9 protein-coding genes are annotated in these 14,374 nt (G+C 66.8%); 2 read left to right on the forward strand and 7 right to left on the reverse strand.

The features are described 5' to 3' along the window. Positions 1-30 precede the first annotated feature (30 nt). Positions 31-678, reverse strand: coding sequence for a YoaK family protein (locus tag AC3WN8_RS24750; RefSeq protein ID WP_492672170.1), 648 nt, complete (start codon positions 676-678; stop codon positions 31-33). A 154-nt stretch (positions 679-832) separates the two neighbouring features. Here AC3WN8_RS24750 and AC3WN8_RS24755 point away from each other — a divergent pair, with 154 nt between their 5' ends. After that, the gene (locus AC3WN8_RS24755; RefSeq protein WP_492672171.1) at positions 833-2,911 is read left to right on the forward strand and encodes an alpha/beta fold hydrolase; all 2,079 of its coding nucleotides are present in this window, start codon (positions 833-835) and stop codon (positions 2,909-2,911) included. A gap of 51 nt (positions 2,912-2,962) precedes the next feature. Here AC3WN8_RS24755 and AC3WN8_RS24760 read toward each other — a convergent pair whose 3' ends face one another. Beyond that, on the reverse strand, positions 2,963-6,091 hold the full coding sequence (locus AC3WN8_RS24760; RefSeq protein WP_492672172.1) for a YadA-like family protein: 3,129 nt from the start codon (positions 6,089-6,091) through the stop codon (positions 2,963-2,965). A gap of 144 nt (positions 6,092-6,235) precedes the next feature. Between AC3WN8_RS24760 and AC3WN8_RS24765 the strand changes: the two genes are divergently transcribed. Further along, positions 6,236-6,796, forward strand: a complete 561-nt coding sequence (locus AC3WN8_RS24765; RefSeq protein WP_492672173.1) for an ECF-type sigma factor — start codon at positions 6,236-6,238, stop codon at positions 6,794-6,796. Here the strand turns inward: AC3WN8_RS24765 and AC3WN8_RS24770 are convergent. From AC3WN8_RS24770 to purU, 5 genes are all read right to left on the reverse strand, one after another. Further along, entirely contained in the window at positions 6,793-9,225 is a 2,433-nt protein-coding gene (locus AC3WN8_RS24770) for a serine/threonine-protein kinase (RefSeq protein ID WP_492672174.1), read from the reverse strand. The two genes, AC3WN8_RS24765 and AC3WN8_RS24770, sit on opposite strands and share 4 nt — an antisense overlap. Positions 9,226-9,306: 81 nt before the next feature. Continuing rightward, positions 9,307-11,082: a DUF885 domain-containing protein gene (locus tag AC3WN8_RS24775; protein WP_492672175.1), complete on the reverse strand. Its 1,776-nt coding sequence runs from the start codon at positions 11,080-11,082 to the stop codon at positions 9,307-9,309. 96 nt (positions 11,083-11,178) lie between these two features. Continuing rightward, positions 11,179-12,492 (reverse strand): spinster family MFS transporter, encoded by a 1,314-nt coding sequence (locus tag AC3WN8_RS24780; protein WP_492672176.1) that lies wholly within the window; start codon positions 12,490-12,492, stop codon positions 11,179-11,181. A 58-nt stretch (positions 12,493-12,550) separates the two neighbouring features. Further along, positions 12,551-13,465, reverse strand: coding sequence for a bifunctional methylenetetrahydrofolate dehydrogenase/methenyltetrahydrofolate cyclohydrolase FolD (folD, locus tag AC3WN8_RS24785; RefSeq protein WP_492672208.1), 915 nt, complete (start codon positions 13,463-13,465; stop codon positions 12,551-12,553). 41 nt (positions 13,466-13,506) lie between these two features. Next, on the reverse strand, positions 13,507-14,367 hold the full coding sequence (purU, locus tag AC3WN8_RS24790; RefSeq protein ID WP_492672177.1) for a formyltetrahydrofolate deformylase: 861 nt from the start codon (positions 14,365-14,367) through the stop codon (positions 13,507-13,509). Positions 14,368-14,374: the final 7 nt, after the last annotated feature.

Here is a 14,374-nt window from a genome sequence, read left to right on the forward strand (position 1 = left end):
GAGCGGCGTCTTGCCAAGCCCTGTGCGGGACTATTGCGCGTCCTGCATTTCGCGATCAGGCCGCCGCGCCAGGATCGCGAGCAATGCGGCGCCCGTCGCCGCGATCCACAGGCTCGCCATGCCGATACGGATATAGCCGATCGATCCGCCGACCGCACCCGCGATCAACCCCAGCCAGAGCAGCAGATAGGGAAGCCACGCCATATGGTCGCCGCCGCGCAATGCATCGGCAATGCGCTGGCCCAGCTTGACCAATGTGCCGGTCATATAGGTCACGCCGATGCTCACTTCGCCGTCGCGCTGAAAAACGGTGTTCGCGCATCCCATTGCCATCGCCATTGCGCCGATCGCCGCATTGTCCATGCCCAGCAGATCGAGCAAAGCGGCGGCGAACAGCAGCGAAGCCACCATCGCCAATATCGAAGGCGCGCGGCTGCGCACGGCGGCCGACAGCAGCGATCCGGCGACGACTCCGCCGACAAAGGCCGCGATCAGCAGGGCGGCGCGCCATGCGAGTGCCGACCCTTCGGCAAGGCCGACCGCCAGCCGCGTCGAATTGCCGCTCATGAATGAAACGAACAGCCCACCCAGCTTGAGAAAGCCGACCGCATCGACGAAACCCGCGAGCATCGCCAGATATATGGCCAGCCGCTGCGCGTGTCGGTCATGACGGATCATGCCGTTTCATAGCGCGCCATCGCACGGCGCGGAACGGCGATGATGAAATGCCGGCGATCCGCTTGTCACTGCACGCGCCGAATGGCAGAGAGTGCTTGGCCTGATCCGAACAAATGATCCTGATCAGGAGCGAATCAAAATTGAGGGGAAACTGATGCCCAAGTCTTTCCGCATGGCTCTGGCGGCGGGCGCCGCATTGCTGGCCTTTCCCTCGGTCGCCTCGGCGCAGGACGATACCGCATTCCTCCGCTTCCCGCTCGCGACGACGGTCAGCGCGGCCGATGCGCCCGCCTTTGCCTGGCTGATCCGCCAGGGCAGCGACAGCGTCATCATGGCCGCCAGCGCGCCGAAATTCGAACGTATCAAACTATTCTCGCGCACCGACGCCGATGGTCAGCCGATCACCGATGTCCGCATGTCGCCCGATGGCCGCTATGTCGTTTTCCAGACCGCGGCCGGCTTCGGCGGCGGACGCGCCTATAATCCCGCCAGCCTGATCGATCCGCCCAAGCCGACGCTCTGGGTGATGGAGGCGCGTGCTGGGGCAAAGCCGGTCCAGGTCGCGGCCGGCCAGGGGCCGATCTTCTCACCCGATGGCCGCACGCTCATCTATCGCCAGGGCCGCGATCTCTGGTCGGCCGATCTTGCCGCGCCCGGCCAGTCCAAGCTGATGATCGCGGGCGGGGCCGCATTCGGGCAGCCGGTCTGGACCAGGGACGGCAAGGGCCTGATCTTCGTCTCCGAGCGCGGCGGCTATTCGTTCCTCGGCCGATATATGCTGGGCGCCGACAAGGTGGAGTGGCTGGTGACCGGTGCCGATCGGATCGGCTCACCGGTGCTGTCGCCCGACGGCAAGACCGTCGCCTATCTCCGTTTCGGCGGCCGCCAGCATGACGTGACCTACGACCTGACCGAAAGCGAACCCTTTGCGGTCGAAACCGTCGAGATCGCGACCGGCGCGATCCGCACCTTGTGGCAGAGCAAGGACCAGGCGGTGACGGCGGGGCTCGAGGATGGCGACAATGCGCTGCGCTGGGTGGGTGACGACAATATCGTCTTCTATTCGGAACATGACGGCTGGGGCCGGCTCTATGCCGTGGCCCGTGCGGGCGGCGAGATTCGCGGCCTGACGCCGACGGGCTGCGAAGCGGCGGAAAGCGAGCCCGCGAGCACCGATTCGCTGTTCGTCGTCCATAATTGCCGCGACATCGACACCCGCCAGCTTTCGATCATCAATGTCCGCACCGGCGCCGAGCGCCAGGTGAAGCGCGACGATATCGTCATGGCCAATGCGATCGCGGCCGGCACCAGCGGCTATCTGGCGCTGACCGGTGGCAACGCCGAGAATGCGCCGCTCGTCCGCGTGCTCGATCTGAAGTCGGGCAACACCGTGATGGCCGAGAAGCCGGCAGATTATGGCTATAGCCGCAGCTTCACTGCGCCTGCGCCCAAGGCGGTCCGCATCAAGGCCGCCGACGGCGGCACCGTGCCGGCGCAGCTCTTCATGCCCGCGGGCAAGGGGCCGCATCCCGCGCTCGTCTATGTCCATGGCGGACCGTCGCGCCAGATGTATCCGGCGTTCCACTATAGCGACTATTACGCCAATGATTTCGCGATGAACCGGCGCCTGGCCGAACAGGGCTATGTCGTCGTCGCGGTCAATTACCGCTCGGGCATCGGCTATGGCCGCGCCTATCGCGAGGCCGAGGGGCGCGGCTGGCGCGCCGCGTCCGAATATAGCGACGTGCTGGGCGTCGGCCGCTGGCTTGCGCAACGTGACGACGTGGATCGCAAGCGGATCGGCATCTGGGGCGGCTCCTATGGCGGGTTGCTGACGGGCCAGGCGCTGGCGCGCAATTCCGATCTGTTCAGCGCGGGCGTGGCGATCCACGGCGTGTTCGACTGGTCATGGCCATCGGAACTGGAAGGGCACCTCAATCCCAGCCGCTTCTTCGGGGTGAGCGAGGCCAATCGCCCGACCGCGCTCAAGGCATCGCCGCTCGGCGCGATCGATGGCTGGCGTTCGCCGGTGCTGCTGTTCAGCGGCGATCAGGACATGAATGTCGATGTGCGTGAAACCGTCGACCTCGCGCAGAAGCTGAAAGCGCGCAATGTCGATGTCCGCACCGTGATCCTGCCCGGCGAAGCGCACGGTTTCGTCCGGCACGAAAGCTGGGTGCGGTTGTGGCACGAGCAGGACCGTTTCCTGAACGAGAAGCTCGGCACGAAATAATCCGTCATATACGGGCGCGGCCGTTCGGTGCCGCGCCCGTATATCGTCACGTCACCAGCCGAAGGTGACGCCGACGCGCCCCCCGGTCGAACCCTTCACGGTCGAGCCGGCAATACCGCCGCTGACCCAGACCGTATCGGTCACCCGCGCGACCGCCGCACCGGAGAAACCCTGCTGACCGCGATAGGTGGCAAGGTTGAACGACACCGCGAAACTGGCGTCGGGCGGAAGCAGCGTGCCGCCCAGCGCCATCGCGGCGGCGATGCCGCCATTGGCCTGCCGCGCTTGCCGATCGAGCATCGTGACCCGGCCTTCGAGCAGTGACGCGCGATTCTCCAGCGCGGTGGTCCGGCCGTCGAGGCCGGCCAGCGTGCCGATATTGAGCGTCGAGGTGGCGAGATTGCCGAGCGCATCGGTGGTGACCAGGCTGAGTGCCCCCGACTGCGCCGTGCGGCTGGCCGAGGATGCGATGCCCAACATGGTATGCGTCGAATTCGCCGAGCCGAGCACGACCTGGCTGGGGCGCGTGGCTGTCGCCCCGGTTCCGATCGCGACCGAGCCCGCCTGCCCCGCCGTCGCGCCATTGCCCAGTGCGATGGCGCCGTCGCCGGTGGCACTGCTCGCATTGCCCAGCGCTACCGCCCCGGTGCCGGTGGCGGTGTTGTTGGCGCCCAGTGCGACCGCCCCGGTGCCGGTTGCGACATTGGGATCGCCGATCGCGACGGCGCCATTGCCCGATGCGCTATTGCCGGCGCCGATCGAAACCGCCTGTCCATTGGTCGCGCGTGCGCCGGCGCCCATCGCCACCGACTGGTCGCCGCTGGCAACCGCCGACGGGCCGACCGCGATGGCATCGGTACCCGTCGCCTGTGGCCCCGGCCCGGTGCTGTTGGCGCGGAAATAAGCACCGTTGGCGGCAGCGGCATTGGCGGTGGATTGCGCCGTGGCGGCCTCGGTGCGTGCCGTGTCGGCGGTGGACTGCGCGGTCGCGGCATTGGCGAGTGCGGTATTGGCCGTGCCTTGCGCGGCGGCGGCATTGGCGAGCGCGGTGTTGGCGGTGCCCTGCGCGGCCGCGGCATTGGCCAGGGCCGTATCGGCCGTGCCTTGTGCCGCTGCAGCCGCGGCACCCCCATTCGTCGCCGCGGCCAGCGCCGCATCGGCCTTGGCGTCGACGGCGTCGAGTTGTCCCTTGTTCACGGCGTCGGTCGCGGCGGTGCCGGCCGCGACATTGACGATCCGCCGTTCGGCCCCCGCCTTGCCGACCGACACGGTATTGGCCTGATCGGCAATCGAGTGATCGCCGATCGCCACGGCGCCGAAGGCCGTCGCTTCGGAGAGATTGCCGATCGCGATCGCGCCGCCGCCGGCATTGGCTTTCGCCGAGGCCCCGATGGCGACGGCATATTGGTTGGATGCCGTCGCGAAGGTGCCGACAGCAACGGTCAGCCCGCCCAGGCCCTTCGCGCCATAGCCATAGGCCGATGACTGGTTGCCCACCGCCTGCGCCTCATAGCCACCGGCCAGCGCATAATTGCCCGTCGCTTCGCTGTTGCTGCCGATCGCGGTGGCGCCGAACTTGTCGGCGGTGGCGCTGCTGCCCAGCGCGACCGTGTCGGTCGCATTGGCATTGGCCTGAAGCCCGATCGCGACCGCGCGCGAACCGCTCAGCACACCGGCGGTATAGCCCGCGCTGGCATTGAGGCCCATCGCGATGCTGAAGTCGGCCGTCGTCGCGTCATAGCCGGCGGAAATGCCATAGGCGCCGCGCGCATCGGCATTTCTTCCCAGCGCGACAGCGGCGAACCCGCCGGCCTCGGCGCTCACACCCAAGCTGGTCGCGTTGACGCCGGTCGATTTCGCGAAGGCGCCGACCGCGGTCGAGGAGTGCTGCGTCGCCTTGGTCTGCCAGCCAATGGCGACGGCTTGGGCCTCCGCCGCGGCGCTGTTTTCGCCGATGGCGACATTGCCTTCGAACGCGGCCGATGCGCTCTCACCGATCGCGACCGCATCGGTGCCTGCGGCCACCGCGGCCGCCCCGGTGCTGTTGATCGCGACATAGGGATTGGTCGCGCCCGCCGCGACCGCGTCGAGCTGGGCCTTGTTCACCGCGTCGGTCGCGAGCGTGCCGGCTGCGACATTGGTGATGGCACGCTCGGAACCGATTCTGCCGACGGAGACGCTGTTCGCCCGATCGGCCATGGAATTGGCACCGATCGCGACGGCGTTGATGGCGGCGGCAGTGGTCGAACTCGATCGGCCCAATGCGACCGAATCGACGCCATCGGCGGTCGAACCATTGCCGATCGCGGTGGCGAATGCGCCGTTGACGGTCGTGGCATGGCCCAGCGCCGTCCCGTTATCGGCGAAGGCCCGGGCATTTCCGCCGACCGCGGTCGTGCCGGAGAAATTCGCCTCAGCACCGCGGCCGACGGCAAGCGCACTGGTGCCGTTGGTGATGGCGCCGACGCCCAGCGCGGTCGCCCCCTGACCGGTTGCCGAAGCGCCGGTGCCCAGCGCCGTAGCCTGCCGCGAAAGCGCCTTCGCATCTTCGCCGATCGCGATGCCGTCATCCATGGCGGCGATTGCCCCGCCCCCGGTGCTGCTGATCGCGATATAGGGGTTGATCGCGGCGGCCGCGACCGCGTCGAGCTGCGCCTTGTTCACCGCGTCAAAGGCTTCGGTGCCCGCCGCGACATTGATGATCTGGCGCTGGAAGGGCGGGACCGGCTGGCCCGGTATCCCTGAATCGCGTGGGCTCGACTGGCCCACCGAAACCGCGCTGCCGCGATCGGCGACCGACCCCGCCCCCAAGGCGACGCCGCGGAAATCGGTCGCGAGAGAGAAGGTGCCGATGGCGGTCGAGTCGTAGCCGCTGGCTTCCGAGGCGCGGCCGATCGCGGTCGCGGCATCGTTGGTCGCGGTTGCCTGATAACCGACAGCGACCGCGCGTACACTGGCCTGAGCGCTGGAGCCGATCGCGACGGCGACGCTCCCGTTCGCTTGTGCACCACCGCAGGCGACCGATCGTTCGGCTCCTGCTGCCACGACACCGCTCGGGTCACCCTCGCTATCGGTGCAGATCACATTGTCTTGCCCCGCCTGCGCCGGCGTTGCCACGGCAAGCCCCGCAACCAGGGCGAGCGGGGCGGTCGCGGTGAGAAGGCTGATGGTCTTGCGCATGATTCGTGTTCCTTGTTGCGCCGCTATCCCAGCCGGCGCGGTTGACGGTCTCGACCCTGCGGCCGGCGCATGTTCTTCCGCACCCTTCCGCTTGCCTTCCCGCCGCCGCGCCCACATAGAAAAGGCGCGCCGATGTGTTGGCGTGTGGCAAGACGGGGAAAGGCGATCGAAACGGACACGCCGCCCGAAAAAAATTCAGCCGGTACGGCGGATGCGCTGGTCGCGTCGCTTTATGAGGAGCTGCGCACGATCGCGCGGCGGGAGCATTGGCGCGCCGGTGCGCCGCAGACATTGCAGACCACCGCGCTGATCAACGAAGCCTATATCAAGCTGCGCAAGCGCGACGGCTGGGACAGCCAGTCGCATTTCCTTGGCTGTGCGGCGACCGCGATCCGCCACATCCTGATCGACGCGGCGCGCGCGCGTCTGGCGTCGAAGCGCGACGCGCCGACCTACAGCTTCACCCAGAGCCTCGATTCACTTGCCGCGGCGATCCCGGAAGATGCCGAAGTCGTGAAGCTGGGCGACGCGCTCAAAGCCTTGTCGGAAGTTGATCCCGAACTGGCGCAGGTCGTCGATTGCCGCTTTTTCGCCGGCCTCGACGAAAAGGAGACCGCCGATGTCCTCGGCGTCAGCGACCGCACCGTGCGCCGCTGGTGGATCCGCGCACGCGCCTGGATCCATCGCGAGATGGCAGCCGCCTAAATTGCCGCGATCCTGGCCCGCAGCGCCGGGAAGGATTTCAGATGGGCTTCGCCGGCGCGCCCGAGCGCACGGAATATGGTTTCCGCCTGAACGATTGCGGCGCGCGCTTCGGCGCCGCGGCCCTGCTTCAACAGGATGACCGCATTCACCTTCGCCATGATGCCATAGGGCAGGCCGCGCGGTTTCATCGCCGTCACCAGCGGTGTGATTTCCGCAAGAATGCGTTCCGCACCGTCGGTGTCGCCGGTTTCCGCGGTGGCTTCGGCAAGGTTCAGGCCGATGACCAATGTCGGCACCGCGCCGGGCCCGAGCTTCTCCATGGCGATCGGACGAGCTTCGGCCAGGGTCTGCCTGGCTTCGGCGAATTTGCCGAGCGCCAGCCTGGCGCGACCGAGCTGGAACAGGTCGACCGCCAGCCCGGCCGATCGGCCGAACACTGCGCGGCGCTGCTTCGCCACGCGCTCGAAGATCGCTTCGGCGCGCGCATGATCGTTGAGCTTGAGCAGCCGCACGCCCTTGAGCTGCGCGATCGCCAGCCCCGTCGTGCTGTTTTCCTGGCCCGTACGCTTCAGCGCGGCATCGGCCTGCGCGAACACCGCCGGCATTGCATCGAGGCGATCCGCCTCTGCCATATAGACCAGCAGGTTGTTGTAGAATGTCAGCAGGTCACGATGATTTTCGGCATAGACACTGTCGGCCTCGGGCAAGGCCCCGCTAAGCAGATCGATCGCGCTATTATAATCGCCGCTGCGCTGCGCGATCTGCGCACGGCTGCTGATCACGTCCAGCCGTTCGACGCGGAACCGTGCGGGATCGGTGCGGAACACGGCATCGGCAGCGTCGAGCAGCGGCGCGATTTCGTCGTTCCGGTTCATCGCCGCTGCGGTGGAGGCGAGGCGTAGCTTGATCTGTGCCGTCGCCACCGCGTCATCCTTGCCGATGCCCCTGTCGAGCGCGCGGCGCAACAGCGTGTCGGCCCCGACAGGATCCTCGAGATTGACGTAGAGATCGGACAGGGTGGTGATGAGTGTCGCCGATCGTGCGCTGGTGTCGAGCGATCCGGCCAGGCGCTCGGACGTCTGGTCGAGCATCTGCTTGACCGTCGCGTCGGCACCGGCGCCGCCATCCCTGCTGTCGCGGAACATGACGGTGAGCATCCGGTTGATCGCTTCCGATCGGCGCGCCTCGGCCAGCGCGAGGTCGCGCTCGACCGCGGTCTTGCGCGCCTGCCAGGCGATGCCGCTTGCCCCGATCAGCAGGGCGGCGACCGTCGCCGCTGTCGCGGCGACTGCCCAGCGATAGCGGCTGACGAAACGGCCGACGCGGTAACGGGTCGTGCCGGCGCGCGCGCGGACAGGCATCAGTTCCTGGTGCCGTTCTATGTCCTCGGCCAGCTCGGCGGTGCTGCGATAGCGTTCCTGCGGATCGCGGCGCATGGCTTTCAGGATGATCGCGTCGAGATCGCCGGCGATCCGTGCAGGCGGAATGGGGGCCCCCGGTCGCTGCGCGGCCTTGCTTGCCAGCGGCGCATCCTCGTGCAGGACGCGGCGGATGATCGAGGGGATCGACGCGCCGTCGCGCCGCCACGGTCCGCTGCCGACGATCAGCTCGAACAGGATCGCGCCCAGCGCATAGACATCGGTCGCGACCGTCGCGGCGTCGCCGTCGAGCTGTTCGGGCGCGGCATAGTCCGGTGTCAGCATTGCCTGGGTCGTTGCCGGTACCGCGTCGCTGTCGTCGAGCAGCTTGGCAATGCCGAAATCGAGCAGGCGAACCCGGCCGTCCCCATCGATCAGGATGTTGGAGGGTTTGAGGTCGCGATGGACGACCAGATTGGCATGGGCATAGCCGACCGCGTCGCAGATCTCGCGGAACAGTGCGAGCCGTGTCGCCAGGTCCGCGTTGTTGGCGCGGCACCAGGCGTCGATCGGCGTGCCGTCGACATAATCCATCGCCATGAACGGGCGCCCGTCGGGTGCGATGCCGCCGTCGATCAGCCGGGCGATGCCGCGATGCGCGAGCCGGGCGAGCAAGCGGCGTTCGCGATCGAACAGGTCGCCGCGCCCCGCGACATCGGCGCGCAGCAGCTTGAGTGCAACGCGTTGTTCGAAATCCGCCGTGGCGCGGTGCGCCAGATAGACTTCTCCCATGCCGCCGCGCCCGATCAGCCGTTCGATGGTGAAGGCGCCGATCCGGTCGCCGGCGGCAAGCGAACTATAGGCCATATCGACGGTCGGGCCGGACAATGGCGGCGGTGCCGCGTCGAGGATGCCGCCCATATCGGCCGCCGCCAGCAGCGATTCGATTTCCGCACGGATCGCGTCGGGTATCTCCGCCCGGTCCAGTCGTGTGGCGCGATCGGTGGGCGAGAGCCCGATCAGTTCATCGAAAAGTGCTTCGATCCGGTCCCAGTCCTTGTCGGTCGCCATTGCCGCTCGAAGCTCCCCCGGATCGCCCGGTTCGAGCATAGAGCAGATGCGGCGATCGCCAAGCCACTGAATTCTCCGGCCTCATGTCCCCTTTTTCACGGCGATATAGGCGTCGACATCGGTCTCGACGACCGTCATCGGGCGCGCGCCGTTGCCGAGCACGACGTCGTGGAAATCGCGGATGTCGAACTTCGTGCCCAAAGCCTTTTCCGCCCGGTGACGCAGCTCCCAGAATTTCTCGTAGCCGATGCGGTAGGCGAGCGCCTGTGCGGGCAGGCTGGTGGAATAGCGCAAGGTCTCCGACGCGATCTCGACATCGGACAACGAGGTCGCTTCGTGCATATAGGCGCGCGCCTTTTCGAGCGACCAGCCGAAATAATTCATGCCCGAATCGACGACGAGCCGGGCGGCGAGGAAGGATTCGTTGATGTAGCGGCCGTACAGCGCCTCGGGCGTGTCGTAGAGCCCCATCTCGATCGGCAGGCTCGCGGCATATTCGCCCCAGCCTTCGGTGAAGGCGCCGGCAAGATATTGTCTGCGGAACGGCGACAGCGCCGGATTCTCGTCCTGCGTGGCGATGTGGAAATGATGGCCCGGGATCAGTTCGTGATAGATCAGCGTGCCGGCATTGATCAGGCTGCGTTTCTCGATGTTCGACGCGTTATAGTGATACAGGCCGCGCGGCTCGGCCGCGCTGGGCGGGCCGTAATAGCCGAATGTCTGCCCCGCTTCGATGGCCGGCGGCAACCGCTCGACGCCATAGGGCGCCTTGGGCAAGGTCCGGAAATAGCTTGGAACCTTGGGCTCGATCGCGCGGATATAGCGGTCATAGGTCGCTTCGATATCGGCGGGCGTCTTTGCCAGGAAGCGCGGATCCTTGCTGATCCGGTCGTAGAATTCGCGACCCGTGCCGGTGAAGCCCAGCTTCACCCGGATCGCCTTCATCCGGGCCTCGACATCGGCGACGGCGGCGAGCCCGCGCTGCTGCAACTGCTCGGGCGTCAGCGGCAATGTCGTGTTCTCACGAACGAGCGCGCGATACACGTCCTTGCCGCCGGGATATTGGCCGATGCCAACGGTTTCGGGCGCCTTGGCGGCATAATCCTCGCCGATCATCGCAGCGAGCTTGGCGAAGCCGGGTGTCAGCCGGGTCGCTGCGACCGCATCGATCTCGCGCAGCAAGGTGGTGCGCGCCTCGGGCGAGAGGCCCGACAATCGGGTTTCCGCCGGCTTGAGCGCGCCCGTGGTTGCGGCAATGCCCTGCCAGGTGCTGCGCACCACCGGCAGCGCCGGGCGGGGGAGATAGATGCCGCGCGCGGTCTGATCAGCGACCTTGGCGATCAGCGAATCGAGCATCGTCGCATAGGCATCGACCAGCGTCCGATAGTGACGGGCATCGTCGGCCGTTGCGAGCGGATGCGCGGCAAGCACCTGCTGCGCCGCGTTGAAGGTCGCTGGCGCTAGATAGGATGTGAGGTCGAAGCTCAGCCAGTATTTGGTCTCGGCCAGCCCGTCATCGGCCAGTTCGAACTGAAGGATGCGATAGGTGGTGCCGTCGACCCCGTTCAGCGCGGCGGGGTCGATGGCGGCGAGCGACGCGGCCCAGCGCTGGCGCTTCACCTGATTCTCGCGCACCGGCCGGATCGAGAAATCGGAGAATTTATCGACGGGCAGGCGGGCCCATACGCGCGACGTGAATTCGGTCTCGAGCGTGTTCTGGTAGATGCTGTCGGCCAGCGCGCGCAGCGCGGCGTCGTTCGCCGTCGCCGCAGCCTGTGTCTGCGCCGCCGCCGATGTCGCAATCGCCGGCGTGACCATCGCCAGCGCCAAGAGCGCGGTCATCCTGATACCTGACATTCGCCGTCCCCTCATTCTATATGTTCCATACATTTGTGCATGGTGATGCGAAGGAGTCAATGCATCCATCGGCGGCACCATGCGATGATCGTCGGTTCAGGCGCTGCCCGCGCGCGCCAGGTCGTGCGGGAGTGCGCGGATCGCCGCCCAGAAATGAAACGCCGCCCAGATGCCGGTCAGGCCGGAGATGGCGAGCGCGAAGCGCAGCGATTGCGCGGGATCGGCGATATGGCCGGCCAGCAGGTCGGACCCCAGTCCGATCAACTGCGGCGCGATCGCCAGATTGGCGATGTTGGCGGCGAACAGCAGCACGGCGACGGTCACGCCACGCATGTCGGGCCGCACCAGATTCTGGAGCAGCGCCAGCGTCGGGCCGACATAGACATTGGTGAACGGTATGAAGAGCCACAGCAACAGCACCGCGCTGGCGCGGTCGCTCACCATATGCGCCGCGACGCCGGGCAATGTGATCAGCAATGTCACCCAGGCAAGGAATTGGCATTGCCATTTGGCGTCCAGCCGGGCGAGTCGGATGGTGACGATCGTCGCGACGATCATCGCCGCCGCGCCGCCGGCGCCGCTCATCAACCCCACTTCGATCCCGGCCTCACCGACGCTGAAGCCATGCGAACGACCGAGAAAGGCGGGTGTCCACCAGACCAGCCCCATACCCGAAAAGGTCGCGATCGTGCTGCCGGCCAGCACATGCATCAATGCGCGCTGCGAGCGGATGAAGGACAATGTCTCGCGGAAATTCGGCGCTTCGGCCGCCAGCGAGATACCGGGGTCGCTCGCGCCGCGCTTGGGTTCGCGGACGCTGATCAGCAGGATCAGTACCGGCAGGCTGGCGCAGGCGAAGACGATCAGCCCATGTCGCCAGCCGAAGGCTTCGGCCAGCATACCGCCGCCGATCCCGCCGATCGCCGAACCGAGCGCGATGCCCAGCGCATAGACGGACATCGCGACGATCCGCTCCGAGGGCAGGAAGTAATCGGCCAGGATCGAATGCGACGGCGGCGTACCGCCCGCTTCGCCGATGCCCACGCCGATCCGCGCCAGCAGCAATTGCCAGAAATTCTGCGCCAGCCCGCAAAAGGCGGTGAACATCGACCAGATGGCGAGCGCCCACATGATCATGTTGCGGCGGTTGACGCGGTCGGCCAGTGCGCCGAGCGGCAGGCCCGCCGCCGTGTAGAACAGCGCGAGCGCCACGCCGGTGAGAAAGCCGACCGCAGTGTCGGTCAGCTGGAATTCGGCCTTGATCGGTTCGATCAGGGTCGAGAGCACGAAGCGGTCTGCGATGTTCATCGCATAGACCAGAGTCATCACCGCCAGCACCCAATAGCGTCGGCGTGCGATCGTCCCTGGTGACTCGATGGGCTCGGAAGCGGCAATGGCGTTGGAAGTCATGAGTCCGTCTCCGATATGCCGCGCGGGCCGTAAGAAACTGCCAGCTTGACGTGCCGTGTCAATACACCAATGTATCGTTTTGCTGAGTGGTCATGCCGCCGCGAACGCTCCCGCGCGCGGCGTCGAGCGTATTCTGCAACAGGCATGCGATCGTCATCGGGCCGACGCCGCCCGGCACCGGGGTGATCGCGCCCGCCACCTGGCGGGCTTCGGCGAAGGCGACGTCGCCGACGATCCGTGTCGTGCCTGGCCTGGCCGGATCGGGCACGCGATTGATCCCGACATCGATCACCACCGCACCTGGGCGGATCCAGTCGCCGCGGATCAGCTCGGGAATGCCAACCGCGACGACGATGATGTCGGCGGCCCGGCACAGTTCGGGCAGATCCCGCGAATGGCGATGGGCGATGGTGACGGTGCAATCCTCCATCAGCAGCAATTGCGCCATCGGCCGGCCGACGATCACCGATCGACCGACGACGAGCGCGCGTTTGCCGCGCAGCGATCCGATCGTGTCGCGCAGCATCATGATGCAGCCGAGCGGCGTGCACGGGGCAAGGCCGGGTTCGCCGAGCGCGAGTTTGCCGGCATTCACGACGTGGAAGCCGTCGACATCCTTGTCCGGACGCACGGCCGAGATCACGCGCTGCGTATCGATATGTCCGGGCAGCGGAAGCTGGACGAGGATGCCATGTACCGCGGGATCGCGATTGAGCCGGTCGATCAGCGCCAGCAATTCCGCTTCGCCGGTATCGGCGGGCAGCAGATGCGCGAAGGAATCCATGCCGATCGCACCGCATTGTTCGCGCTTGCGGCGGACATAGATGGCGCTTGCCGCATCGTCGCCGACCAGCACCACCGCCAGGCCGGGCGCGAAGCCATGGTCGTGACGGAACAGCGCGGTGCCTTCGGCGACCCGCGCACGCAGATCGTCCGCGAAACGCTTGCCGTCGATCAGCGTCGCATCGGACATCGTAGCGGGCGTCGTAACGGACATGGCAAGGCTCCCGGCGATCAGGTGAGGACGACGGTTTGCGAACCGTTGGGCAGGACGCGGTGCTCGCAATGCCAGCGCACCGCGCGCGACAGCACCGATGCCTCGACCTCGCGGCCGATCGCGACCATTTCGTCGGCGGTGGTCGCATGCGTCACGCGGCGGACGTCCTGTTCGATGATCGGCCCCTCGTCGAGCGCCGAGGTCACATAATGCGCAGTGGCGCCGATCAGCTTCACACCGCGCGCCTTTGCCTGGTGATAGGGTTTGGCGCCCTTGAAGCTGGGCAGGAAACTGTGATGGATATTGATGCAACGGCCCGCCAACGCATCCGAGAAGGAGTCGGAGAGGATCTGCATATAGCGGGCGAGGACGACCAGCTCCGCGCCGCTTTCCTCGATCACGCGCATGAACGCGGCTTCCTGAGCCGGCTTGTCCGCGCGGTCGACGGGCAGATGGTGAAAGGGCAGCCCATGCCATTCGACCAGCTTGCGTTCGGTCTCGTGGTTGGAAACCACGCCGACGATGCGGATCGGCAGCGCGCCGATCTCGGTCTTGTGGATCAGATCGACGAGGCAATGGTTGAACTTCGAGACCGCGATCAGCACGGGCATCGGCCGGGTCAGGTCGTAGATTTCGTGCTCGAGTCTGAGGCTTTCGACGACGGGCGCCATCTGCGCCTCCAGATCGGCCAGGCTGGCCTCGCCGCTGGTCAATTCCATGCGCACGAAAAAGGTCACGCTGTCCGGATCGCCATAGATCGACGCTTCGCGGATATCCCAGCCATTGGTGGCGAGGACGGGCGCGACCCGTGCGAGGATGCCGGGCCTGTCGGGGCATCGGAAGCGGAGCACGCAATGTGCGTGTGGCGATGTGGTCATCAGGAAG

Source organism: Sphingobium sp. FW305-3-2-15-F-TSA7 (assembly GCF_058787155.1).

Excerpts from the sequence above, each read along its gene's own strand:
- folD (WP_492672208.1), bottom strand. The coding sequence starts at position 13,465 with ATGTCCGATGCGACGCTGATCGACGGCAAGCGTTTCGCGGACGATCTG.
- AC3WN8_RS24775 (WP_492672175.1), bottom strand. The coding sequence starts at position 11,082 with ATGTCAGGTATCAGGATGACCGCGCTCTTGGCGCTGGCGATGGTCACG.
- purU (WP_492672177.1), bottom strand. The coding sequence starts at position 14,367 with ATGACCACATCGCCACACGCACATTGCGTGCTCCGCTTCCGATGCCCC.
- AC3WN8_RS24755 (WP_492672171.1), top strand. The coding sequence starts at position 833 with ATGCCCAAGTCTTTCCGCATGGCTCTGGCGGCGGGCGCCGCATTGCTG.
- AC3WN8_RS24770 (WP_492672174.1), bottom strand. The coding sequence starts at position 9,225 with ATGGCGACCGACAAGGACTGGGACCGGATCGAAGCACTTTTCGATGAA.
- AC3WN8_RS24750 (WP_492672170.1), bottom strand. The coding sequence starts at position 678 with ATGATCCGTCATGACCGACACGCGCAGCGGCTGGCCATATATCTGGCG.
- AC3WN8_RS24780 (WP_492672176.1), bottom strand. The coding sequence starts at position 12,492 with ATGACTTCCAACGCCATTGCCGCTTCCGAGCCCATCGAGTCACCAGGG.
- AC3WN8_RS24760 (WP_492672172.1), bottom strand. The coding sequence starts at position 6,091 with ATGCGCAAGACCATCAGCCTTCTCACCGCGACCGCCCCGCTCGCCCTG.